We start from the raw sequence: 25,924 nt of genomic DNA on the forward strand, positions 1-25,924 counted from the left end.
CCCTGATACTGTATCTTCCCGTTGTTCGCCACATCGATGCCCGGCATACGTTTCAATACATCCCCTATGGTCCTGTCCTGCTTCTGGGCGAAGCTGCCTACATTATATGTGATGGTGTCGCCGTTCTCCCGTATCTGGTCCGCCTTTACGACCACCTCCTTCAGCTCGATCGCGCCATCCTCCATGGATATTGTGACGCGTTTCCCGTCGCAGACCAACGGAGCGGAGTAGTTCCTGTATCCCAGCATTGATGCGGAGATTGTCAGGTTCTCCGTGGAGCCGTCCTTCAGTTTGATTGAGAATGAGCCGTTCTCATCCGAGGATGCGAATCCGAGGAGCCGTCCGAAGCCGTTCTTGACCATCACGTTCGCGGCCGCCACCGGTTTACCGGATATAGCCTCTACAACATTCCCGTCTATCACAGTCTCCGCCATTGCAGCCAGCTGGCAGAGTATCATCATAATCAGTAGTATGCCCTTTCTCATATTGTTCAGTATCGGTTATTCGTGAGGGTAGTCGGTCTCCTCGAAATCGAATTTCAGTATAAAGGTCTTCTTCATTTTGCTGACATCCGGAGTCTTGTCACCCAACATGCCTGACGTTGCTATCTTGTAGGCAATGTTCTCATGGTAAGCCTTCCATTTTCTCTGAAGAGATTTTATCCTATTTGTAGACTCAAAGATAGGCTGGGGTCTGTAATCGAAATACTCGACATATCCCGGATTCTTGTCGCTCACCTCCAATGCGGAGAAAGAATAGTCATTATTGGAATCAGATGCATGAAGTATAAGTCCGGGGAGTCCCCACAGTTTCCACGGACCATCCGAAACCGGTATTTCCGGAGTGAACCAGACATTCCATTCCCTGCCCCTAAATTTAGTCGTGGCCATGATACATTCATAGCCCAATATGTTTGCAGTCGAGTCGGTCACATTCCATTCCGGTTTCTCCATATCCTCATCTATATTCCAGCTGCACAGGTCAAAGGAATCATGAGTACTGATTTTCCCTTCAGGATAATTCTTGAAGATTCTAACACGCCACAATTTACCTTTGACATTATAATATTCCTTACCCTTGTATAATGAACGTATATAATCATCGTTCACGTATTCCATAGAATCTATCCACTTCCTTTTAGCTTCATAAAAGGCGCTGTATGATTTTCCTGCCTTTAGGGTCATTGAGGATATTCGAATCTTGTTTTCCCTGTCAAGCGAGTCAGTTACCATTCTCCTTTCATATTTCACTGTGATCAGAGCCGGTTCCAGCTTTATCTCAGTCGCAATCTGGGCTGAGAGAATAAACGGGGAAATGATTGACAGTAAAAATAATAATCTGCAAAACATATTGTGAAATTCTTGTTGTCATTCTTATAGTGGGGTGGATTATAGGTTCATGAAATATATTATGAAGAATAGCATATTACTTAACCCTTTAATCTACCCCACTAATTTGTTACAGTAATCTAAATGACAGGAGTCGTTTAGATATTGCTACCTCCACAGTATTTGTCATATCGTTCAAGCCACTTCTCCCATTGGTCGTAACCGGGGTCATCAGGACTTTCACAAGGGGGAAGTTCAGCGGCTTCTTCCTGTATTTCCTGACATTTCACAGGGTCTATCCAGCCTCCGGTCAAGGAGATGAGCTGTAGTTTAGAAATCTCTTTCATACTGTTGTGTTTTAGGTTTGAAATTGAAAATTTATCGCATCATAACGCGTTGCGACTTACGTTTGTAGGTTGTTTTGCAACCTGCTTTTGAAAAATATATCAGTCACTATTTATTCATGAGGGTAATCGGTCTCTTCGAAATCGTATTTCAGTATAAAGGTCTTCTTCATTTTGCTGACATCCGGAGTCTTGTCACCCAACATGCCTGACGTCGCTATCCTGTAGGCAATGTTCTCCTGAGATGATTTCCATTTTCTCTGAAGAGATTTTATCCTTTTTGTAGACTCAAAGATAGGCTGGGGTCTGTAATCGAAATACTCGACATATCCCGGATTTCTGTCGCTCACTTCCAATGCAGAGAAAGTGTAGTCATTATTGGAATCTGATGCATGAAGAATAAGTCCGGGGAGTCCCCACAGTTTCCACGGACCATCCGAAACCGGTATTTCCGGAGTGAACCAGACATTCCACACCCTGCCCCTGAATTTGGTCGTGGCCATTATACATTCATAGCCCAATATGTTTGCAGTTGAGTCGGTCACATTCCATTCCGGCTTTTCCATATCCTCGTCTATATTCCATCTGCAGATGTCAAAGAAATCATGCACCCTAATTTTCCCTTCAGGATAATTCTTGAAAAGTTTAATGCTGGATGTCTTTCCTACAAAGTCATAATACTCCTTGCCATTGTATTGCGCACGGAAAAAATCATCATACCGATACTCAATTGAGTCAATCCATTTCCGTTTGGCATCATAGAATGCGCTATGATTTTTTCCAGCCTTCAGTGTTAGTATGGTAGTTCTGGCCTTGTTCCCTCTATCAAGGGTGTCCATTTCGACTTTCCTTTCATATTTCACTGTGACCATAGCCGGTTCCAGCTTTATCTCAGTCGCAATCTGGGCTGAGAGAATAAACGGGGAAATGATTGACAGTAAAAATAATAATCTGCAAAACATATTGTGAAATTCTTGTTGTCATTCTTATAGTGGGGTGGATTATAGGTTCATGAAATATATTATGAAGAATAGCATATTACTTAACCCTTTAATCTACCCCACTAATTTGTTACAGTAATCTAAATGACAGGAGTCGTTTAGATATTGCTACCTCCACAGTATTTGTCATATCGTTCAAGCCACTTCTCCCATTGGTCGTAACCGGGGTCATCAGGACTTTCACAAGGGGGAAGTTCAGCGGCTTCTTCCTGCACTTCCTGACATTTCACAGGGTCTATCCAGCCTCCGGTCAAGGAGATGAGCTGTAGTTTAGAAATCTCTTTCATTCTGTTGTGTTTTAGGTTTGAAATTGAAAATTTATCGCATCATAACGCGTTGCGACTTACGTTTGCAGGTTGTTTTGCAACCTGCTTTTGAAAAATGATATCATTTTAGAGTAGCTACTTTGTCAGTAATTATATATTCTAAATCAGAGGAAGTGTAAATGGATGACAATAATCTGTCATTCAAGATAATTCTGGGAAATCCTGAAATATTCATTCCTAAGATCAGTATATTGAAACTCTTTTTGATTTCAGAAATTTCGGTATTCCCTGTATTCAGATCTGATGATGGTAAGTTCGGAATTTTACCGCCACCCCATACCGATAATTCCCTGAAGAAACCATTCTTGTCAGACAGGTATTCTTGAATCCACCTGTCAATTACTTGGGAATCCTTTTTTGAGGTTGCCCCAAGCACTATATCCCATCGGAATCTCAATCCGGTTTTCAGTAATGGGATAAATTCTGCAACAACCTTACGGCAATGGTTACACCCCGGTGAGATTACGGTTGTCACCCTGATTGGAGAATTTTCATCCCCAAACCATATCGGTGATTCAATAGCCTTTATTGGAGTGCTTTCCAATGAAATTATCTCTTCCCGACGTTTTAGCCTCAGCAACGCCATCTCCTCAACGGCATGTTCATTATTTTTTGAACGATAGTCTGAGATAAGCCTTAATGTAAGTGCCGTAATCAGGAATATTCCGGACCAGAGTACACATACCTTTATATTTATGGAATACCGGGACATACCTATAAACATGGCAGCCTCTGCGGCAACACAGGCAGCAACAAGAATACACAACGGACATATCTTGCCGACCTTGAACTGACCATAGACTGAATATCCAATCATCGGAATTATTGCAGCAGCGGAGATGGAATATAAGGAACTTAGATTCCCGGATATTTCCATCAATACCGAGATTGAGGAGGCTGCCAATTGGGATAGGAAGAATACTAAAGACAGACAGCTCATCTTGAATCCTGCGACGGAACTGTAGGAAGATTTATCCACACGTTCACAATCTGTAGCAGTCGATATGTTGCATAGCCTGTCAATCATACCCCCTAAAGGCATATCCGATTTCATATAGAGACAGCAGCTTATTACGAAACCTAAAATCATAGGGATGTAATAGATTGCAGCCATCTTATCATGATGGAGAGAAATGGTTGCAAGTAGGGATATTCCCAATATGATCAGGATAAAAATCCCAAATTGCCAACCATTGGATTCTCTTGTCTGTCGGTCGTTCGTGTATATCACCACCCCATTCCAAAAACGTTCCACATCCGCTCTATCCTTTATAACCCATCGCTTGTTTTTCAGATTATAAGTTTTCAGCGAATGACTGGTATTATCCCATTTGGCGATAATCAGGATTTCCTGTTTGTCATGTTTCAGATGCAGAAGGAATGGAGAGCCGATTTTCTCCAGATATTCCCAATCACATTGACCGGCATTACAGTCTAACCCGACATATTGTAGGGTCTGGATGACGGAGAGAAGGGTCGGATATATAGGAGAGGACTCCAGGAATATCCTGAGACCGTTATTGTCAACACCTTTCAGAAATAGGCTGCTATATTTGATCAATGTTTGAGACAGCATGAGATTTTAAACGTTAATTTTATAAATCCAGATAACCATGAATTACATATCCTTTAATACGGAGTCTGATTTCGATGGTACCTGTTGTTTCATATAAGAATTTGGTGAAGTCTTGTTCTGATGTAAAAGATGCAATACATCCACCATTAGTATCGTACACATCATATAAATATATCTCTTCAGAAGATATTGAGGAAATGTCTACACTTTCATGAGTTATGATGCATACTCCTGGTTTAGATGGCAGACGATGTCTTACCGGACCGTCGTCTACATGTTCCGGGTCTGAGTCAGAGTCTGAGTCAGAGTCTGGACTTTGTGTAACACTCACAACATAGGTCGTGTCGTCAGATGCATGTGCGATTGATGTTGATAATAACATCGCAATGAAGATTGGGAAAGTAAGGAAACCGTTCATAAATGATGTTTTTTGTTTTTCGCAAAATTATTTCATTATTTTCGATATTGCGTAAAAAAGATGTTCAGTTTTTGTTCGAATTTTAAAATTCGAACAAAAACTGAACATTAAATTAAGCTGTATATATCTTATAATAAACGAATTATATCATCAATTATATCTGTGCCTGTTTTCTCATCAAATACCTTGAGTGCAAGGGATTCTCGACGGTAAACGATTGTTGCTTTCGCTCGTCCAACTAATGTAGCAATATTTGTGGGAGAGATTCCACATTTGATTAAAAGTGCAGTATGAATATCTGAAGGTTTTAATTTTCCTACGGTCAAAAGATTTAGCCTTTGTTTGAAGTTTGGAGAAACTTGTAGAATGATTTCCTCAAGTTCTGCCCAAATGGGATTTTTATCCGAAATAACTTTTCCGTTTTTGATATAACTCTGAATCTTATTATAGATTTCTGACTCTAATATGACGGAAGATATAGGAGATGGTTTATAATTGTTACGAATGGATAGAAGCTCATTTCTTAGTTTTATTCTTAAATCCGGTATATCGCCTGAAATTATAGAAAAGTTATTATCTTTATGGGAAATGCTATGTGTATTGCTATTTAAATCATTACTTATACTGAGTTTGGGTAAATATATACATTTATTTCCGAATCCCTTTTCAGCGGAGGCATTTTGAAGATCTGAACTCAGTATCTGTAGCTTATCAAGTGCATAAATTAGATTTAATCGTTGGGAATTATCCTTGTTTTTCATGTATAACAAAGAAATAGACAGGATTCCCGTGATAAGTAAAAAGATAATTATTCCAATTTGCAGTTTGTTATTATACTCTTCAGTCTTGATACGTTCGCGTTGGTGAAGTTGATAATTATAGAATGAGTTTTGCATTAAAGCCTCATTATTCCCATTTTTATTAAGAAGAGAGTTGATAATTACAGAGTAATCATATATATATTTTTGTGCAGAGTCCGGATGAATGTGTCCCTTAAATTCTTTTGAAAGAATTATATGGTATCCTGTATGACGGTTTAGGGAATCTTTGCTTTTGATAAGTTCTGAAGCATACATGATAGCTGTGTCAGCAATACCGGCTTTCTTATAGATATATCCGGCATACGCTAAAGCTACATTTCTTGATATAGAATCAATATTTTTCAACGTAGGGCGAATCAATGTTAATGCAGAGTCAATCTGATTTTTATTATATTTTGTTGCAGCCAGATACATGCATTGCCTTATAGAATCATCCGGGGAAACTCTTTTGGCAATCTTTATTGCTTTCTTGAAAGCAGATTCTGCGGAATCAAACTTCTTTGCATGTAGATTAATCGAACCTAACAGTTCCGTGTCATACATGAGATTTATTGAATCATTAGACAAAGAGTCTGACTTAATAACCTCTGTTACGTATGGAATGGCTTGTTCATACAATCTGAGAGAATTTAACACACCGCTGATTTGACTGAGGATATTATCTCTTATTGAATTATTCATAGATTCGGTTGAAACTAAATCCAATGCATTTTGATAATAGCTTAATGCAGTAGGCATATCCCCCAAGTCATGATATACACGACCTCCGTAATACAATGCTTCTGCGTATCTGCCTAAATGCCGGTTCTTGGATTCATAATTGATAACCTTTAAAATAAGAGAGTCGGAAGTATGAGTTACAAATGCCTTATCGCTGCATTTAACTAATAAGAAATCAAACAAATATTTGTCAGCATCAGACAGTTCTGAATACGGAATGGAATAAATTGAATCTAATGCTTTTTGGGGATTTTTATTAACCAGGTCTGCTACTTCCGTAAGTCTGTTGTCTGGTTGGGTATTCGTGCAACAGAATAATATTGAAGAGAGAACCAATAATAAAAATATACGGGTAATCATCGTATTGATATATATTTAAAGTTATTATGATTATAATAAAGGTAACATTGAAGTTGCAATAATTGAGGAAGATATTTTGTTGGCAACTTACCCTACAAAGATAGGGTAAAAAATTCAAATATACATCAAATGAATATGGTAAAAAATTAACTCTATACTGCCTTGTATATTTCTTTATTTTTTGGAAAACCATAATCAAAATCAGGTACAATTTTGGGGGCGTCATGGGGCAATCGGAGGGAAAATTCCGTGTTTTTTCAAGTTTTTTCTCCCCTCTTCGGCTCATTTATTGGTCAAAAGGTGATTTTTTGGGACGATTTGGGACATTTGATAAAATTTTTTCAAAAAAAATTTGCATTTCTTTTTTTCTCATATTAATTTTGCACTCGAAAACGATAAAACTCTTTTTAGTTTTTTAGTTTTCTAAAAACAAAATGGAAAATTCTCGCTTTCGAGCAGTAGAAATGCACAAATATTTCTTATTTGACGGGTACTGAAACAAATGGATAATTAGGTGTAAATTAAAAATTAGGGAACTGATAAAATCAATTAATTAAAGCGCAAGTTGACGGGACGTCGTGAGACGCTCCGTCAATGATTTTTATATACTTACCTCTCCTTTGATTGCGGGCCACGGATCGTAGTCCTCAAGCGTGAAATCCTCATAACGGAACTTGAATATATCCGTCACCTCCGGATTTATCTTCATCACCGGCAATTTTCTCGGCTCACGTTCAAGCTGCGTCCTGACCTGATCGAGATGATTGAGATAGATATGGGCGTCGCCAAGAGTATGGATAAATTCTCCCGGCTGTAGTCCGCACACCTGCGCCACCATCATGGTGAGCAATGCGTAGCTGGCGATATTGAAGGGCACACCAAGAAAACTGTCGCCGCTGCGCTGGTAGAGCTGCAACGATAGTTTGCCGTCGTTGACGTAGAATTGGAATAGGCTATGGCAGGGGGGCAGGTTCATGTTGTCGAGATCCGCAACGTTCCAGCTACTCACGATTATACGCCGTGAATCGGGATTGGTCTTTATCGTATGTATCGCCTCCGAGATCTGGTCGATGAATCCTCCGTCATAGTCGGGCCATGAACGCCACTGGAAACCGTAGATATGCCCTAAATTGCCATCGGGATCCGCCCATTCGTTCCAGATTCGCACACCGTGGTCCTGAAGATACTTCACGTTGGTATCGCCTGCCAGAAACCAAAGCAGCTCATAGATGACGCTCTTGAGATGCACTTTCTTTGTGGTCAGAATTGGGAAACCTTCCGACAGGTCAAAACGCATCTGATAGCCGAACGTGGAGATCGTGCCTGTCCCGGTCCGGTCGCTCTTCTTGTGCCCCTCATCAAGGATATGACGGAGCAGTTCGAGATATTGTTTCATTTATTTTGTTATTTTTAATCTTCACCTTTACAAAACAGGGAGCACTAATAACCCCACTAACAAACAGGGATCACTCATACCCCTCTCTTCACTTTGCGCACCATGGGGGTGACACGCATGTTACGGTTTACCTGAAAACGTATTGCGTCGTTCGGACAGACTTTCACGCAGTCGAAACATCTCACGCACCGGGAATTGTCGACGTGCCTGCCCACTACCTTTATGCATTGCGAGCGGCATATCTCCTCGCACTTCATGCAGTTGACGCATTTGTCGGGATCAATCTCGATATGATAGAGAGTGTTGTCGCCGAAGCATCCCAATGCCGTCCCTATAGGGCATACCATGGTGCAGAATCCGCGCCCCGTCAGCAGGGAGAAGACCACGAGCAGCAGCAGGGAGACTATCCCGGCAATAATGCCCACGGGGACCCCCACCCCCAGCGTCAGCCATACCGCAGCCATCCTCGACGGATGAAACGCTCCACAGATATTCTGCATGATGTGCCACGGCTCTATCGCAAACGACACCAACGTCACTCCCGCCACAAGGCAGAACAGATAGATGACGAGGAGATGATACCTGAACTGAACCGGCTTCCTATAAGAGTAGGGACGACGCAGCGGACGGATGTATCTGCGTAGGAATATGATAAGATCCTGCAATATCCCCACCGGACATACGGCTGAACAATAGACCCTCCCGAAAAGGAACGTTATGCCAAACCATACCACAATCGCACCGAGTCCGGATGCCAGCAACGATGGGACAATCTGCACTTCCGGCACTATCCTTGCCATCGGATGTATCGTCTCGCTTATCGCGAGATATGCCACCGCACCGATGAAGAACAGGGTGGCAAGAAAAATCCTTATTGTGCGGAGGTCTTTCATATTACAGCCATGTTTATTTTGATTTGACAAAAACGGGGAGCCTGTATGAACACAGTCCCCCCGTAGATATGATTCTATCCGACGTGGCGGCAGAGGATCAGCGACGGTTGTTGCCGCGCTGCTTCTGCTGCTCACGCATCATAGCCTGCTGCTGACGCTGCATCTCTTCAAGGCGTGCCATGAATCCGCTCTTCTTCTTCGGCTTCTTGGCATTCTCTGCCATGGTGCGGCGCACGTCTTCCTCCTTGATCACGAAACGGAAGGCGTAGGTCTGCACGATTGTGATCAGGAGCGAGAGGAAGTAGTAGTAGGAAAGTCCGGCAGCATAGTTGTTGAAGAAGACCATGAACATGACGGGCATCAGATACATCATCCATTTCATGCCTGGCATCTGACCGGGGGTGTTCTGCATGTTGACACGCGTATAGATGATGTTGGTGACGGTCATGAGAAGACAGAAGAGGGAGATGTGGTTGCCGAAATATTCGGTCACGAGCGGGATGTTGCCGCTCCATGAGATTATGGCGTCAGGCGCGGCAAGGTCTTTCACCCATAGGAAGCTCTGTCCGCGCAGCTCTATCGCAGAGGGGAAGAAGGAGAACATAGCGAAAAGGAGCGGCATCTGGAGCATCATCGGGAGGCAGCCTGCCATCGGGTTGGCACCCGCCTTGTTGTAGAGTGCCATCGTCTTCTGCTGGCGTATCATGGCATTCTCGTTGCCGGGATATTTCTCGTTGATTTCCTTGATATCGGGGGCGAGGATACGCATCTTTGCCTGTCCCTTGTAGCTCTTGTAGGTGAGCGGGAAGAGGACGAGCTTGATGAGTATCGTCATTATCAGGATGATTATGCCGTAGTTGGAGATGAACGAGCCGAGGAGATTGAATATCGGGATGACTATGCCAGTGTTGATCCAACGGAAAATTGACCATCCGAGTGGGATCAGCTTGGTGAGGTTGAGGTCTTCGTCTGCCACTGTCTTCTTGTCGAGCGACGAGAGAAGCGGATAGAGGTTAGGACCGATGAAGAGAGAGAACTGTGCCGGCACCTCTGCACGCCAGTCGTAGTCGTTGACCACTGCCTGGGTGTCGAAACGTTTCAGCAGATAGGGGTCGTTCTTCAGGAATGTCGACTGGAAGTCGGCTGTATTGAATGCTCTCTCGCTGACAAGCACTGTAGAGAAGAACTGATTCTTGAATCCGATCCAGCGTATCTTTGCCTGACGCTCTTCGCTGTCGTTCTTGCTCTCAGAAAGATTCTCCACGGAGCCACCTGCAAACTTGTAGTAGAGTGCGGAATTTCTCTCCTCAAACATCTTTCCTTTCTCCTGACGGATAAGGTCCTGATGCCAGTTGATCTGAAGGTTGCGGTTGTTGCTCTCCACCACCTGTGCCATCCCCTGCTGCACAATCTTGATACCAACTACGTAGCTGTCGCCCTTCGGCAAGGTGTATTCTATACCCCAGAATGCACCGTCAGCCACGGGGAGCGACATGAGGATGGTGCTGTCGTTGACCACCTTCGGAGTGAAGTAGAGATCGGCAGAGCTTACCGACTGCGGGAGGGGTAGCTGGAAATCAAATGTATTGGAGCCGTTCTCGAAGATAACCACTCTCTCCTTGCGCTTGAGGCTTTCGTCGGGAGTGTATTCCGTGTCGTATTTCTTCAGCTCGGCACGCGTGATAGAGCCTGATTTTGCGCTCAATTGCAGTTTAAGCACATCATTTTCCAGATTGATGATGGAGTCTGTGCCGGAGAGGAAACGGGAGAACTTGCCGTAGCGTCCCATTGATAGTGAGGCTGTGCGCACCATCTCGATAGCCTTGCGCTGTTCCTGCACCGACATCTTCTTCAGGTCGGCACGGCATATATCCTTCCAGCTGAGGAGTTTGCCATCTACGGCAACTGTCCCACTCACGGAGTCGCCTACGGCAGTGAGATTGATCGCGCCGTCGGAGAGACGGGCTGCGTGGGTGCTGTCGGCAAGCACCACCTGCTCGCCATGTTCAATGATATTTTTCACAAGCCATTCCTGCTCCGTGTCTGACAACGAGTCGACCGAACTTACCTGTGGAGCGGTAGCCTGAACGCTTCCGGAATCTTCCGGTTCCGATTCCGGAGTGTTTCGTGGCGTCAGCCACATGAAACCGAAAAACACTACTGCCATAAGCAGTAATCCTGTGACGGTGTTTTTATCCATTATTCTTTATCTGTTGATGTTTTTGAGTTAATTCCAAGCTGTCATAGTTGCTGAAGTGGCAAAATCTGACTTCTCCCGCCGACATGCGCACTCATCCACAATACTACATTTGCGTTTAAGTTACAAAATTAGTCAGAAATAACGGATTTTCACACCTCCCCACCCTAAAAAATCTATTTTTCCACAAAAAATACGTAAAATCCAATCTCTCCTCCGCTTCTGATTCATATCTATTGTCGCAGAGTCGCCCAAGAAGTCGTATAAACTGATTCCGAAATGTTAAAACGCCATACTTTCTTGTGAATTTCATCAGTCTTTTTAATTGAAGTTGTCTAAACCTCATTATGCTGGAATCCCAACATACATTCAAAGACTTCTAAATTCACTAAAAATTCTGAAATTTCCCATATTTTAATGACAGAATTTAGGGTGAGACACATCATATTTGCGAATGGGGAAGCATTTAATACAAATCGAAATACATTTGATACAATTTTGAAAGTGTCTTTCATTTGAATTGTATAATTTTGCAATATTTTCAAACCCATTAGCATCCGTTTAGACAATACTTCTTAATTTTTCCACGACGAATATATTTATAACAGCCACGTAATCTCAATAAACTATGATGAAAAGAACCTTTTTGATTATAAGCATCGTATTTGCTTATTCATGGATTCCCACAATCGCTGAGATTCATGATGCAGTCCCTGGCTACGACCGACTTGTATATTGGTGTGAGATGTCGAAAGGGAAAACTTCCAATGATGAATATATACATGCCTACAGGGCGTCAATGGATTCGCTCGATGTGGCGGTCAACTCTCCGGAGGGATTCCAAATGACGTCAGATCCTGATGCCGAATCCCGATTGATATTCTCTCCAGATCCGCAATATCGGTCTGACCATTACGATGGTCAGGTCGGCACAAGCCTGCTCGGTCCCGTTTTTGAATCCGATGTAAAGGATGCCCTAATAGTCTATCCGTTGGCAATAGATTTCATCGGCATGTCACCCGACTACATGATGGAGACCGAACTGATCGCAGCCACCGGCAATGATTCCATCAATATTACCCCGCTGATCAACATGCTCCGTAATCCAGATAATACCAACTCCGACAAAACCTTAGTCTATGAGTATGAAGTAAAGAATCCTCTGTGGAGCGACCATAACCACTGCGTGGCATTGGCTTTGAGAAATAAAAACCACTATGCCTTCCCGATAAAAATATTCCTCAATGACGAGGGACTCAAAAATAAAGAGAAGTATATTGAGGTTGCGCTTAACAGCGTAAGATATGGCGACCAACCGAAAGCAGAATGGATCGAGAGTGAGAATCTGGTTCGTCCTGATGAAGGGGTATTTCCAATGAAAAAGCCTGTAAAATGCCACCACCACAAATAACAGTTTGACAATGAAGATATTATCAGTAATTACACTTATCATAGGAATCGTTTCCGTTATTTTTGTATCTTGCAACAATACTAAAAAGGGCAACGGTACAGATTTAACCACTTTATATGAGATTGATTATTCACATTCTGATCAGGCTAATACAATACCAACAATTGTTGATTCCGTGGAATTCATTCCATTGCATGGCTCAATAGAGAATCCCATATCCGGCATTGACGAACTACAGGTGACCGACAAAGGGATATATATTCTTGACAAAAGGAAAAACAAGTTACATGCATATTCTAAGGATGGGAATCAGCTATTCACATTACACTCAATGGGACATGCGCAACAAGAGTATCTTGAGATTGCTTGCATCGCGGTTACAGACTCATCGGTATTTATTGTTGACAACTTCGGGAAAAAGATAAATGAGTATGGCTCCGACAACGGCATGTTCAAAAGAAGCTATAATGCCCCTATTATCATCGGGGCTATTCGCCCATTGGGTAACGGAGGTTTCATTCTTGCAGAGTTGCCAATGGAGGGAGTGAACCAAATAGAGAACTCAGACGGTAATCGGCTATACATCGCTGACAGTTCTTTCAGCATAAAGCATTCAATCTATCCGTATGATAACCATAGAGACAAGATTGGAATGAGACGATTCCTTTCTGATAATGATTCGGTTATTATATATTCATCAACCGGATACAACGGATTCTCAAAGATCTCTGCCAAAGACGGAAACTTTATCGGCAATGTGTCGGTTAACACTGCCCGACCATTCAATAATATAGAGATAGCAGAAATGGATAAATCAAAGGCAAGGGATTATGTGGTAGAAAGGCGGTGGCAATTTCTAACTACAACGCCTATGATGGCAGGAAAGTATATATGCCTTTCGGTAAAGGATGAAGATACGGCAGAGCCTTGTATATACGATGAAAAATCAGGCAAACTGTATTTTAATGACAATATATCAATGCATAATAATATGATTGCTCCTGATGATGCGTATGGAAACAGTTTTTATATTGTATATAATTTCGGAGGAGAGTTTCTGGATGATCAGTTAGATATGGGGTTTAATCGTCCTCCGCTCGTTGCCGATTCAATTATCCGTAATGACGGCGCAGTTTTGTTGCGATATAGAATGAAGATTGACTAACAACCTAAAGTCATCATGTATCTTGGAATGGTAAAGTATCCTGTTCAGAAAAGAGACAGTGTGTTGGCAGTCATTGCGGAAAATTTGGATTTTGAAGGAACTGTTCTATCGTGAAGTCCTCAAATGATTAAACTGAATTTATCAATTTAATTCAATGACTTTTTTATAACCACAATAACCTAAACAAATATTAGATTATGAATAAGAAACAAATTCTATTGTCATCTATGGAAACAGTTGCCTTGACAGCCGCAGGATATCTTGGCATAAAATCATTCAGCCAGAATAAGGATGCCTATTGTTCTCTGCTTATAGAGAATATCGAAGCGCTGACAGATGGTGATGATTTGCCTGAAATAATCATAATTTGTAGTGCTGAATTAGATAGGAGGTGCTTTACTCAAGGTAATCGGATTGCCATGTGTGGGGAATATATGTATTACCGTTGCCAATATGTCGGTAATCCCACATTTGCATGCATCAATCCTCCACGTGGTAATAAAAAATAATTTCTATTACAAAACGGGGTACTATGAATTCTCGATTATATTATCGTATTTCTATTATTATGATGATTACTCTTATTGCAAATTCTTGTAATAAGAGTAATCGTCCGGATTCAATACCAATCATTAACCTTGATGAAGCCACAGATATTACGGTAGATAGCATAATGGACAAACTTGAGGTTATTCCTCTTGAATTAGGCAATAACCATTATCCATCCGGATTCAATAGCATGTGGAGAACCAATGATAAGATTATCTTAATTGATAGCAGAAATGTGGTTTTCGTATATACGTCAGACGGGAAATATTTATCAGATTCTACCAATAAAATAGGGAATGGTGCCGGCGAATATTCAATTGCCACAGCCATATCATATAACAAGCATAGTGACTGTATCGAGGTGGCGACACCTACACAGTTACTGTTTTATGATTTTAAATTTAATCTGATAAAAGCATCCTTATTGCCTACAAGAAGACCGGGGAATGGAACAGATGGTGTATTTTTCGGATTTATTCATGATATTTCCAATCATGAGCATCTGCTTATCCCAGAAAGCGTGATGGAAGATAGTCGGAAAATTATGGTATATGATTCTGAATCAGGCACAGTAATCAAAAATTTTGAGTATGATGACTATATACTGGCAGACATGACAATGCAGACAAACTGTTTCCATGATATGCCTTCGGGAGAAATTGCTTTTTTCCCTCCGGGAATAACGAACTATTCTTTTTTGTTCAATCCGGGTACTCAAACGCTTAACAAACAGCATTATCTGGATTATGGAGAAAAGGGAATTAATAAATCTGATTTGGGAAACCATTATTCAAATTTAGAAAAACTTCGTTTAGAAGTAATCAGTTCAGAAAAAACAATACCTCTTAAGACAATGCTTTGCGGAGACAACTTGGTTATTGTCTTAAAAAGAGGCGACACCCTAAAAGATTTTATAACATTTATTTGGAATGTTGAAATCGGGAAAGGTTATGTCTTGAATGCTTACTTCAACGAAAAAATATCTTTCCCCATAATTGATTATTCTGACGACTCCGGTTTGTACAGTATAGTTGACTCTGAAAATATTGGGAGTCTCACTTCTGTCATCAGTCCCTCCAAAGTTACGATAGCGGATTCTCCAATTAGTGAGGGAAGCATCGTGTTGATAAGATATGTATTGAAAAGCCATATTTAAAAAAGACAGAATTTATATGTACCGAAAGAGATAACAAAATATAAGGAAAGATAACCTAAACAAATATTAGATTATGAACAAGAAACAAATTCTATTGTCATCTATGGAAACATGTTCACCCATGTTGCAATATCTCGAGAACTCCGGCACATGCCATGCTCATGGTTATAACTATTGTTACTAATGAATTATCGCCAATGAAAAATATCATAGTGATTATCGTGTCTGCATTGCCAATTGTAATGCAGACCTCATGCAAGGAGTCTGTAAGGAATTCATGTATTCAGATCGATCTATCTTCTGTCCCCATGGATCCGAGTGAAATTGATTTGGATATACTTACCCGTGAGGTGTCTCTTGATAATGACTCCATCATAATCGGTAATATCGTTGATTTGGTTGCCACGGATTCCGTGTGGTTCATTCTTGACGAAAATGGATCGATTATAAGATATCCGTTGGCAGATGGCATCTCTCCAAAAAGAATCAACTCAAGAGGTCATGGATTTGGCGAGTATATCGCTCCTGTCGCACTTACATCAGACAAGGACACTCTGTACGTATTGGACATTGCCACCGCTTCCATCCTTAAATACGACACAGATCTAAAACCCTTGGAGAACGTGCAATTGGATCATCCTGCTCAAAACATACTCATCTGCGGTGACAACATCCTATCCGACAACCTTGATCTGAAGTCTAATTCAAATATGGTGATAATGTCAGATAGGAAAGGGAACCATATTGACAATCTGATTCCGATTGCAGATGTCGGTGAACTTGATTCATACCGGGTTGGAAACACGTTCATGGAACGTATGCAGGATGATGTATTCGTGCTTGATTCAAAGGGCAATACATTATACATGTATGAAGATGGAGTGATGCATCCGGCATACAGATATGACTTTGGGAAACGTATGATCCCGGAAGGGAAACCTCTTGATGTCGGCAACTTATCCCAATATGCGGTTTCCACTCATTGTTTCATATCCGGCGACATGGTTCTGTTGAGCTATCTTCTGGATAATCAGCGGCAATACTGCTACTATGATGTCAAAACGGGACAGATTAAGAATGGCACAGTCAACGCCACATCGGAAGGGTTCCCCTTCTTTCCAAGATGGCAACACGGCAATGAATTGATAGGCTATCTTGAATCGGAATCCGGAGAAAAGAATGGAAGCCTTCTATTCTATACTCTAAAATGATACTTTCTCTTATCCCTCAGCAAGGATGACAACCATAATTCCAAACAATATGAGAACCATATTTCCAATGTCGCTGAAGACTTCATTCGTATTCGCAGTGATGCTTATTTTGTCTTCATGTATGACTACAAAAACAGAAGATAAGGATATATCTCTTAAGGATACTTCGGAGCATATCGTAAAGGTAAGTGATTTAATCTCCAAATATGAATGGATTCATCTCGACAGCATTCCCAATGCTTCAATCGGAAATGCAGCCCGCATCATTGAACATAATGGAAGAATTTATATTCTTGATCTGACTTCAAGAAAGGAGGTGCTTACATTTGGGGCTGACGGTAAATTCTTGAATACTATTGGCGTTCAGGGGAATGGGCACGGGGAATATCCCGACATACTTGACTTTGCCGTCAATACCACAAACGGAGACATCGCGATTCTTTCACCGGCTTCGACTGTATATGTTTATAACGAAGTGGGAAACTTTATCAGAAGCGTCAAGTTGACCGAGTCTTTGCTTTGGCATATCATATTTACCCAGGGGCATTATATCTGTTCTACAGATCATTGCACTTATACAGAGGGGGATGATGCCTTCCTGATATATACATTCACCTCGGATTTCAAACCCGAAGGTAAGTATATTCCGGTCCTTCCCCAACAAATGCCAAGCACGGCGATGTTTGAGGGATTGCTGTCATCGCAAGGAGATACCGGATATTATATGGATATGTTCACCCATTCCCTCTATGAAATAAATAACAGCGGCATTCCGGATCTTCTGTTCACTTTCTCTTTGCCTGATGCCATGCCAAACTCCGTATTTGGAGAGAGTATGGAATTCTACATGCAGCAGACCAAGCATGACTGGATAAAAACCTTCATCCCTCTTCAGGATTCATTCCTGCTGACGTATGTGGTCAACGGTAATCTATGTATGGCTGAGATTTCAAATGAAGGTAAAATCAAGGTCAGCGGTCTTATTGGCGGCATACTGCCCAAAATGTTTCCGGCTGCCCATGGTTCCATACTGTCACCTGTCACAAGGGAGGAATATCAGACTGAATGGCTCGGTATCCCTGAGGAAGAGTTGACAATAAAAGATATGGAAGGGAATCTTTTGCTTCTAAGATGGCATCTGAATGAAACCACACCTTTCTAAAGGCAAGTCTGTGAATACAATTGTAAAATACTTTTAAAGATGGCTTATTCAAGTGAATAAGCCATCTTTCGTAATGCAGCCGCGAGATTTCGTGGATTCTCTTCCCGCGCTTTCAATTTTTCCCAACTTATCGGCTTACCAAAGATTATACGGAACCGCTTCCCGCCTGCTTTGCAGAGTTCACCGGGGAGCAATGCCTGTTCGACGTTGACCTTCAGTCCGAGTTTCTTGCGCCATTTCGCCGTGCGGTAGAACACCATGGAATTCATCCCTTCGAATTTCACGGGCACGACATCGCGCCGCGATTCTATGGATTTCGCCACGAATGATTTCTGCCATTCAAGGTCGGAGATAGTGCCGTCCGGTTGCAGACGCGACACGAGCCCTGCCGGGAATTGCAATATGTGCATCTCCGACTCCAATGCCTCCTTGATAGCGCGTGTCCTGTCTCGCCCCTGGCGTCCGTATTTGTTGACAGGGATAAACATGTCGCGCAACGGCTCCACATTCATTAGCATGTCGTTGACAAGGAAGCGTATGCCGTCGTCGCCATATCTCTCACCAAGCACGGCTATGAGCGCGATGCCGTCAAGTCCGCCCAACGGATGGTTAGAGGCAAACATCAGACGACGGTGCCCTTCAAGATTCTCCAGACCTTTCACCTCAACCGTCACTCCGAGATGCTCCAGGATCTTGCGTGCAAACGCCGACCCGCGTGCCGGGAAAGCGGCACGCAGCATCTCGTTAAGTTCCTTCTGGCGTATCAGTCTCTCCAGTCCGGAGATCAGAAATCCGGGCACAATCCTCCCGACATTCCTCGGAAGGCGCGACCGCAGAATGCCGTGAAGATCTATCTCTATCGGTTTATCCATTTACGCTGTCTTCCTCGTCCCAGAATTCATCTTCCCAATCCTCATCATCAATCGGGAAGTCTGTATCCTCATTGTCATCCTGATGGAAGATGAACTCATCCTCTTCCTCCACACGATGACGCACGTCGAGATTACGATGGGTCATGGTGCTCTTCACCTGATTCTCCTCAGAATTAATCTCGCGCCAGAGTATATCCTTCAGCTCAGTCAAGCCCTGCCCCGTCACTGCCGATATGAACACTGTCGGGATACCTTCCGGGAGCTCGGCGGCAATCTCCTCACGCAGTTCATCGTCAAGCATGTCGCACTTTGATATGGCGAGCACCCGGCTCTTATCTGCCAATTCCGGATTAAACTCCTTCAGCTCATTTAGAAGAATCTCGTAATCCTTCTTTATGTCGTCGCTGTCGGCGGGAATGAGAAAGAGCAGCACGGCATTCCTCTCTATATGCCTCAGGAAACGGAGTCCGAGACCCTTGCCCTCGCTGGCACCCTCTATGATGCCGGGAATATCCGCCATCACAAATGATTTGTCGCCACGGTAGTTGACAATGCCAAGACTCGGCTCCATCGTCGTGAAGGGATAGTCGGCAATCTTGGGCTTTGCCGCCGACATTGCGGAGAGCAGCGTGGATTTTCCGGCATTCGGGAATCCCACAAGACCCACGTCGCCAAGCAGCTTCAGCTCCAGCACCACCGCCTTCTCAATGGCGGGCTGTCCGGGCTGGGCATAACGTGGGGCGCGGTTGGTGGATGTGGCGAAATGCCAGTTGCCCAGACCACCCTTTCCTCCACGAAGAAGTTTTATCTCCTCGCCGTCTTCCGTTATCTCACATAAAAATTCACCCGTCTCCGCATCAAATACGGCAGTGCCCACAGGCACCTCAATTATGCGGTCCTCCCCATCCTTGCCGAAGGAGCGTCCCGCGCCGCCGCTCTGTCCGTCGGTAGCGAAGACATGACGCTGGTAGCGCAAAGGGAGGAGCGTCCACATGTGGCGGTTCCCTTTAAGTATAATATGACCGCCACGTCCGCCGTCGCCGCCATCGGGTCCGCCTTTTGGCACGTACTTCGCCCTATGGAAATGACGGCTTCCTGCGCCACCCTTTCCTGACCGGCAAAGAATCTTCACATAATCTATAAAATTAGATTCTGCCATGTTTTATTTCGTTTTTGGTTATGTTTCCGTTTATTACGTTCTTATTTGAACCCCACACGACGTTTCATCAGATCGTTGGCATAGCGATAATCGTCGGGCGAGCCTATATCAATCCACGTCCCCTCTATCGGATAGCACCCCACCTCTCCGCCGTCGGCAATCAATGATGTTATAAAATCCGGAGCATCAAGATATTCTCCCGCCACTATACGGCTGAGCAGACTGCTTTTCATAAGATAAACGCCACCGTTGGCAAAATAGTTGTAGGTGGGTTTCTCTTCCAATCCCTTCACCCGCTTCCCCTCCATCTTCATAATCGCGAAGGGGACAGAGACGGTGTAGGGCACCGCCGCCATCGTGAGGTCAGCCCCACTTCTTACGTGATGCAGATACATCTCCTCGAAATCAAGGGTGGTGAGAAGGTCGGAGTTCATCAGCAACACGTTGTCGCTGTGTATCCCGTCAATCAGAGCCATGCTACCCATCGTGCCGAGACGCTTTGGCTCACGGATGCAAGTCACCTTCGCACGCCCCGTGCGCTGACGGAAATGCGACTCTATTTTATGCGCCAGATAGTTGACAGTCACGAATATCCGCTCCACGCCGCAACGTTCCAGCTCATCGACGTTATAGTCTATTATCGCCTTCTCACCTACGGTCAGCAGCGGCTTTGGTGTGTCTTGCGTAAGCGGGCGCAACCTCTCCCCCTTTCCTCCTGCCATAAGCACTGCATCAATGGGCAGACGCGTCTTTATGGCGCTCAGATCAACGATGTCGATTATATGCCCGCACCTCACCACGGGGAGCAGCGTCAGACGCCGGCGTCTCCCCTCCGCAATGCGAAGGCACCAGTCTTCTCCCGGGGTGAGATAAAGATAATCCCTATGCATCACGCTCTCCACGGAGTCAGATATATCGGCGCCGGCTATAAGCGCGCGCCTCACGTCTCCGTCAGTGACCGTGCCCACAAGATTGCCGGCATCATCAATTGCAAACAGCGTCATCGACTCCCCAGACAATCTGTTGATGGCGGCAAGAGCGTCGCGCACGTTTGACCTAACGCTGACAGCATGACGACGAAGCAGAGCGGCACATGATGCCGAAACCTCGCCATATATACTATCCGGCAACTTCCGGTTTCGATTCCCGTTATCCATTATTTATCTTGTTGATATTGTTTTAAAGTCTCCTTCAATTCCGTCTCCACCATCACCCTCAATTCCTGCGGTGCAAGCACCTTAACAGCCACCCCGAGTCCGAGTATCTCATGCACCAACTCATAGTTGAGTTGCAGCCTATAGGAGAAAATCGAATAGCTATCGTGCACCTCCTCCTGCTGCGACACGTGGAGCGGCAATGCCCGGAAATATTTAGCCTGAGTGGGTGTGGCCTTGAGACGCACGTTCTTCACCGGGGCAAGGGAGGTGGTGACGCCCACTATATTGCCGAAATAATCATCCGGATTAAAATCTGCCGGCATATCGAAATAGTCGCGCATTATCCTCATATCGGTCATACGGTCAAGGGCATACGTGCGTATCGCCTCCCCTTTCTCCTTAAAGCCGATCATGTACCACCTCTGCTTATACCTCTTCACGAGATAAGGGCGAAACACAATCCCTCTCTCTGCCCTGGAGCGGTTGAATCCTGCATAGGTGAACACAACTTTCCGACAATAGCGTATCGCCTCAAGCACCTGTGGCAAAAATTGCCTCGCCGACGGCACGTCCTCAATCTCCACACGCTCTATAGGCACGTGGGTATCCTTGAGGGCACTGCTGACCGTATATGAATCAAGCATCCAGTTGGTGAACGCACGTCCCTGACGTGAGGTGTCGGAGTCTATGTAGTAACGTCCGCGACTGTCGCAGCAGATGTCAAGATGGAAATTCTCCTCTATGGCACGACGGTAATGATGAAACGTGCGTTCCGGCAGAGGTGTGCCGTCGGAAAGATGCGACTTCACCCATAGCGCATTCAGTTCCTCACGGGTGAGCCGCTCGTAGCGCGACAGGGTGTCGACTATCCATACGTATCTGCTTATAAGGTCGCGTGCCATAATACTAAATATTTGATTTACATTCCTCTATCAACCTTATATACTTATCCACCACCACCTGCGGTGAGAATCTGCGTCTCACCTCATATTGCATCACCTTGCGCATCAGCTCCATCTCCACCTCGTCAACAACTTTGCTGCACGCCCACAATATGCCAACAGAAAGGTTCATCGCCGCCTGACGCATATCAGATGAATATGGCGCGATATAGCCGGTCTGCAGATGATCAATAATATCGCTCTGCCCCCCCCGGTTAAAACTTACAGGTATGCACCCGTAAGCCTGTGCCTCCACAAGAGTGCCAGGCAATGTCTCGTAGCTTGACGACGACACGACTATATCAACCTCCTCATACACCTTGCGTATGGCATCCTCCCCACTCACAACGCCGAGATGACGATGGCTTATCGCTATCTCTCTGAACAAGGAAGCATCCTTGATGCCTCCGAACGTGACCAATTCCAACTCATCCGCTATTTCGGAATACATCTCTTTCAGCACCCGAGTCATATCTATAAGCACAGGGAAACCCTTTATAGGATCGTCAAGACGGGCGGCACCGAATCCTATACGTATCTTTCTACCCTTCAGCGGGGGATGGTTCACCTCCTTGATACGGTCAATGGGGAAGACGTTGGGTATGACGTATACGCCCTTATTATATCTCAACAGTGAGCTCTCCTTTGACCGATTATAAAGCCAGTTGCTCACTGCCACAAATTTCATGTAGGGATACGTGTCGTAGATCCGGTTCTTGTCTGCCCATACCATCGCCGACTCTATTTTGTCGGGACTCAGTCTGCCAAGCAACGGACAATAGTTGCAAATGGAATGGTAGCCCGTGCATCCCCCTGCATGATGACATAGGCTGGTCATGCACCACATATCATGCATCGTCCATATCAACGGCTTGTTCAGACGCTTCATCCGCTCTATACCAGAGAGGGAGAGCATCCCCTGATTGACCCAGTTGAGCAACACCGCATCCGCCTCCTTCACCAACGGATGACGCCACAATGGAAGCCCCTTCGCACCGGTATCTATCTTAAACAGTGTGTCGCGCCGGAAGCCGTTAAGAATAAAAATCTTAAGTCGTTCTACGAGAAATTTCCATTTTATCTTAAGCGATCCGGCAGCCTTCACCACATAGGGAGAATCCGTCAGTTTCTCGACCACCAGCATACGGGCATCTATACCGGCATCACGCATAGCCTGCATAAGACGCATGCTGACCATAGCTGCCCCTCCCGTGCGATCACTTTTATTTATTATCACTATTTTCATCGTAGAAGTCTTGTATTCAGAATTATTACTATCTGTAAGTCGCGGCGACGTATTCCGTTTAACACTTGGTCTGTATTTTCTCGTAAGTCACGTATCTGTAGGCAATGCCATCCGGTGTATGCTCAATCTCACCGACCTCTTCGGGACGCCATTGCCCGGAGTCGGGAGGGAACAGCAACCATGCATCAGCATCGTCACAGGAGGCATCAATCTCCGTCAGATATATCCTTGTGGCGTATGGCAGGAATATCCTGTAGATCTGTTCGCCACCCATCACAAATGGAGTTTCCCCTTCCGTCAGATGCAATGCTGCCTCGGGAGAATCCACAACCTCCGCTCCGGGAGCGTCAAGACCGGCGTTTCTGCTCATCACAATGTTTCTTCTGCCGGGGAGCGGCTTCTTGGAGAGCGAATCCCAAGTCTTTCGTCCCATTATTATGGGATGACCCATTGTAAGACTGCGAAAACGCTTCAGGTCAGACGATATACGCCAGATAAGGTCACCCTCTCGCCCAATCTCTCCGTTTCTTCCTGCCGCAACTATTATATTCAAATCCATATCTATATTGTTTCCATCACTGATAATGCCCCATTTAATAAAAATCAGGGTCCAAATTCATCGGCAAAAATAGCCAATTCTACCCAAACCGCCAAATCCTCTTGCCAAGTTCTAAAATTTTAGTTAAATTTGCCACAAACAAATTATCACACCATCTCCGATGAACTATACAATTATTGACTTCATCAGTCTATTAGGCGCCGTCTGCCTCTTCCTTTATGGTATGAAGGTGATGAGCGAGGGTCTTCAGAAAGTTGCAGGCGACCGTCTGCGTAATATCCTGGGGATCATGACAAAAAACAGAGTCACCGGCATTCTTACCGGCATCGTAATCACAGCTCTGATACAAAGTTCGAGCGCATCCACCGTTATGGTCGTCAGCTTTGTCAACGCAGGCCTAATGAGCCTCGCCCAATCCATGGCGGTCATTTTCGGCGCAAATGTAGGCACAACCGTCACGACGTGGATCATCTCCGCTTTCTCTTTTGAGGTCAGCATATCCGACTATAGCATCCTGCTTCTCGCTGTCGGTGTCCCGATGCTGTTCATGAAAAAGAGCACCTACAAATCGTTCGGTGAGTTCCTGATTGGCTTCTGCTTCCTCTTCATGGGTCTTGACCTCATCAGCAAATACGTGCCTGACCTGAAAGCAAATCCCGAAATGCTCAGTTTCGTGACAAACTATACTACCCTCGGATATGGTTCCGTACTAATCTTCTTCTTCATTGGCATAATACTCACAATGGTGGCACAAAGCTCGGCAGCCACATTCGCTATAACCCTTATAATGTGTTCTCAGGGATGGATATCATTCTCTCTCGGATGCGCGATAATCCTTGGCGGCAATATCGGTACGACCATCACTCCTATCCTTGCGTCACTCAGCGGTAATCTTGCCGCAAAACGCACCGCTATGGGGCATGTGCTATTCAATGTGATAGGATCCATTATCGTGCTGTGTATCTTCCATCCGTTTATGGAACTGGTGGCAAACATCACCCAATGGTGCAACGGCATAAATCCACTCGACATCGATGCCATGCAGGAGTCTGCCATGGCAGACTCCACCCTGCTTGATCCCAAAGGCGGACTCACTTCAAAAGCCCAGGCATCCGTAGCCTTCGGACTCGCGATGTTCCCCACCGTATTCAATGCCTGCAACCTTATGATCATGATATGGTTCACCAAGCTATACGTGAAGATAGTATGCTGGATAATGCCCGCCAAGAATAAGGATATGGAGGAGGAATTCTCTCTCAAATATATCGGACGCGGAATGCTTTCTGCCTCCGAGTTAAATATAACCCAGGCACAGAAGGAGATCGTAGTCTACGGCGAGCGCGTATCCCGTATGCTTAAAATGGCAAAGGATATCCTGCATCTTCCGGAAAAAGATTCCGCATACTCAGAGACCTACAACCGTCTTGAGAAATATGAGGAGATCTCCGACAGAATGGAGATTGAGATCGGCAACTATCTCAACCATGTGTCGGAAGGACGTCTCAGCCCCGAAGGCAAAATGCGTATAGCCGGCATGCTACGCGTGGTGAGCGAGATCGAATCAATCGCCGATGGATGCTTCAACGTGGCAAAGACGGTGGCTCGCCAGCATCAGAACCATGTCAAGTTCACTCCGGGAGTGTTCAATGAAATCGACAATATGTTTGTGCTTGTGGACGATGCCTTCGCCAACATGATGCAGATATTGAAAGAGATGGAGACCCCCGACGACTCTCTCATCATAAAGGCCTATAACAAGGAGCGGGAAATCAACAATCTCCGCAACAATCTCCGAGACTCCAACATATTTAACATCAATAATAAGGAATACGGCTATCAGGAGGGTATCTTCTTCATGGATCTAATCAATGAGGCTGAAAAACTCGGCGACTACATGCTTAATGTGGTTGAAGGCGTGAAACATCAGTTCCGGCCCGCCACAGAAGCCTGACCTAT

At 44.4% G+C, this 25,924-nt stretch carries 24 protein-coding genes; 7 read left to right on the forward strand and 17 right to left on the reverse strand.

What is annotated here, in order from left to right; all coding sequences use genetic code 11:
• The 11 genes from E5331_RS14750 to yidC all read right to left on the reverse strand — a co-directional run.
• Positions 1-485: carboxypeptidase-like regulatory domain-containing protein (locus E5331_RS14750; protein ID WP_275441240.1), on the reverse strand; the 485-nt coding region annotated here is incomplete at its 3' end.
• Between the two features lie 15 nt (positions 486-500).
• Positions 501-1,349, reverse strand: coding sequence for a GLPGLI family protein (locus tag E5331_RS14755; protein WP_135985619.1), 849 nt, complete (start codon positions 1,347-1,349; stop codon positions 501-503).
• A gap of 137 nt (positions 1,350-1,486) precedes the next feature.
• Positions 1,487-1,675 (reverse strand): hypothetical protein, encoded by a 189-nt coding sequence (locus tag E5331_RS14760; protein WP_123484181.1) that lies wholly within the window; start codon positions 1,673-1,675, stop codon positions 1,487-1,489.
• Positions 1,676-1,785: 110 nt separating this feature from the next.
• The gene (locus tag E5331_RS14765) at positions 1,786-2,634 is read right to left on the reverse strand and encodes a GLPGLI family protein (RefSeq protein WP_123484182.1); all 849 of its coding nucleotides are present in this window, start codon (positions 2,632-2,634) and stop codon (positions 1,786-1,788) included.
• A gap of 137 nt (positions 2,635-2,771) precedes the next feature.
• Entirely contained in the window at positions 2,772-2,960 is a 189-nt protein-coding gene (locus tag E5331_RS14770) for a hypothetical protein (RefSeq protein WP_123484183.1), read from the reverse strand.
• A 100-nt stretch (positions 2,961-3,060) separates the two neighbouring features.
• Positions 3,061-4,575 (reverse strand): vitamin K epoxide reductase family protein, encoded by a 1,515-nt coding sequence (locus E5331_RS14775; protein WP_123484184.1) that lies wholly within the window; start codon positions 4,573-4,575, stop codon positions 3,061-3,063.
• 19 nt (positions 4,576-4,594) lie between these two features.
• Positions 4,595-4,993 carry a hypothetical protein gene (locus E5331_RS14780; RefSeq protein ID WP_135985621.1) on the reverse strand — a complete coding sequence of 133 codons (399 nt, stop codon included), beginning with the start codon at positions 4,991-4,993 and terminating at the stop codon, positions 4,595-4,597.
• A gap of 128 nt (positions 4,994-5,121) precedes the next feature.
• Positions 5,122-6,894 (reverse strand): tetratricopeptide repeat protein, encoded by a 1,773-nt coding sequence (locus E5331_RS14785; RefSeq protein WP_135985623.1) that lies wholly within the window; start codon positions 6,892-6,894, stop codon positions 5,122-5,124.
• A 601-nt stretch (positions 6,895-7,495) separates the two neighbouring features.
• Entirely contained in the window at positions 7,496-8,290 is a 795-nt protein-coding gene (locus tag E5331_RS14790) for a thymidylate synthase (protein ID WP_123484186.1), read from the reverse strand.
• 74 nt (positions 8,291-8,364) lie between these two features.
• Positions 8,365-9,183, reverse strand: a complete 819-nt coding sequence (locus E5331_RS14795) for a 4Fe-4S binding protein (protein ID WP_123484187.1) — start codon at positions 9,181-9,183, stop codon at positions 8,365-8,367.
• Between the two features lie 97 nt (positions 9,184-9,280).
• Positions 9,281-11,383, reverse strand: a complete 2,103-nt coding sequence (gene yidC / locus E5331_RS14800) for a membrane protein insertase YidC (RefSeq protein WP_123484188.1) — start codon at positions 11,381-11,383, stop codon at positions 9,281-9,283.
• Positions 11,384-12,008: 625 nt separating this feature from the next.
• On the opposite strand from yidC, the gene E5331_RS14805 reads away from it, so the two are divergent.
• The 6 genes from E5331_RS14805 (at position 12,009) to E5331_RS14830 (ending at position 18,034) form a co-directional block, all read left to right on the forward strand.
• Positions 12,009-12,791 carry a hypothetical protein gene (locus tag E5331_RS14805; RefSeq protein WP_123484190.1) on the forward strand — a complete coding sequence of 261 codons (783 nt, stop codon included), beginning with the start codon at positions 12,009-12,011 and terminating at the stop codon, positions 12,789-12,791.
• 10 nt (positions 12,792-12,801) lie between these two features.
• The gene (locus E5331_RS14810; RefSeq protein ID WP_123484191.1) at positions 12,802-13,956 is read left to right on the forward strand and encodes a 6-bladed beta-propeller; all 1,155 of its coding nucleotides are present in this window, start codon (positions 12,802-12,804) and stop codon (positions 13,954-13,956) included.
• Between the two features lie 197 nt (positions 13,957-14,153).
• Positions 14,154-14,465, forward strand: coding sequence for a hypothetical protein (locus tag E5331_RS14815; protein ID WP_123484192.1), 312 nt, complete (start codon positions 14,154-14,156; stop codon positions 14,463-14,465).
• Between the two features lie 23 nt (positions 14,466-14,488).
• Positions 14,489-15,661 carry a 6-bladed beta-propeller gene (locus tag E5331_RS14820; protein WP_135985625.1) on the forward strand — a complete coding sequence of 391 codons (1,173 nt, stop codon included), beginning with the start codon at positions 14,489-14,491 and terminating at the stop codon, positions 15,659-15,661.
• Positions 15,662-15,858: 197 nt separating this feature from the next.
• Complete coding sequence (locus E5331_RS14825; protein WP_168355253.1) at positions 15,859-16,872, forward strand: 6-bladed beta-propeller; 1,014 nt, start codon at positions 15,859-15,861, stop codon at positions 16,870-16,872.
• Between the two features lie 49 nt (positions 16,873-16,921).
• Positions 16,922-18,034 (forward strand): 6-bladed beta-propeller, encoded by a 1,113-nt coding sequence (locus tag E5331_RS14830; protein ID WP_168355254.1) that lies wholly within the window; start codon positions 16,922-16,924, stop codon positions 18,032-18,034.
• Positions 18,035-18,078: 44 nt separating this feature from the next.
• On the opposite strand, the gene glsA is transcribed toward E5331_RS14830, so the two are convergent.
• The 6 genes from glsA to E5331_RS14860 are packed head-to-tail and all read right to left on the reverse strand — an operon-like array spanning position 18,079 to position 23,968.
• Positions 18,079-18,906: a 1-acyl-sn-glycerol-3-phosphate acyltransferase gene (glsA, locus tag E5331_RS14835; protein ID WP_123484196.1), complete on the reverse strand. Its 828-nt coding sequence runs from the start codon at positions 18,904-18,906 to the stop codon at positions 18,079-18,081.
• Positions 18,899-20,065: a GTPase ObgE gene (obgE, locus tag E5331_RS14840; RefSeq protein WP_123484197.1), complete on the reverse strand. Its 1,167-nt coding sequence runs from the start codon at positions 20,063-20,065 to the stop codon at positions 18,899-18,901. Before obgE ends, glsA begins: the two co-directional genes overlap by 8 nt.
• 41 nt (positions 20,066-20,106) lie before the next feature.
• Positions 20,107-21,222, reverse strand: a complete 1,116-nt coding sequence (locus E5331_RS14845) for a nucleotidyltransferase family protein (protein WP_275441243.1) — start codon at positions 21,220-21,222, stop codon at positions 20,107-20,109.
• Complete coding sequence (locus E5331_RS14850) at positions 21,222-22,124, reverse strand: helix-turn-helix transcriptional regulator (RefSeq protein ID WP_123484198.1); 903 nt, start codon at positions 22,122-22,124, stop codon at positions 21,222-21,224. Before E5331_RS14850 ends, E5331_RS14845 begins: the two co-directional genes overlap by 1 nt.
• Positions 22,125-22,128: 4 nt before the next feature.
• Positions 22,129-23,409 (reverse strand): glycosyltransferase, encoded by a 1,281-nt coding sequence (locus E5331_RS14855; protein WP_123484199.1) that lies wholly within the window; start codon positions 23,407-23,409, stop codon positions 22,129-22,131.
• Positions 23,410-23,467: 58 nt separating this feature from the next.
• Complete coding sequence (locus tag E5331_RS14860) at positions 23,468-23,968, reverse strand: dihydrofolate reductase (RefSeq protein ID WP_123484200.1); 501 nt, start codon at positions 23,966-23,968, stop codon at positions 23,468-23,470.
• Positions 23,969-24,128: 160 nt separating this feature from the next.
• Here E5331_RS14860 and E5331_RS14865 point away from each other — a divergent pair, with 160 nt between their 5' ends.
• The gene (locus E5331_RS14865; protein ID WP_123484201.1) at positions 24,129-25,919 is read left to right on the forward strand and encodes a Na/Pi cotransporter family protein; all 1,791 of its coding nucleotides are present in this window, start codon (positions 24,129-24,131) and stop codon (positions 25,917-25,919) included.
• Positions 25,920-25,924: the final 5 nt, after the last annotated feature.

This window comes from Lepagella muris, assembly GCF_004793975.1.
In the GTDB taxonomy this organism is placed as follows: domain Bacteria; phylum Bacteroidota; class Bacteroidia; order Bacteroidales; family Muribaculaceae; genus Lepagella; species Lepagella muris.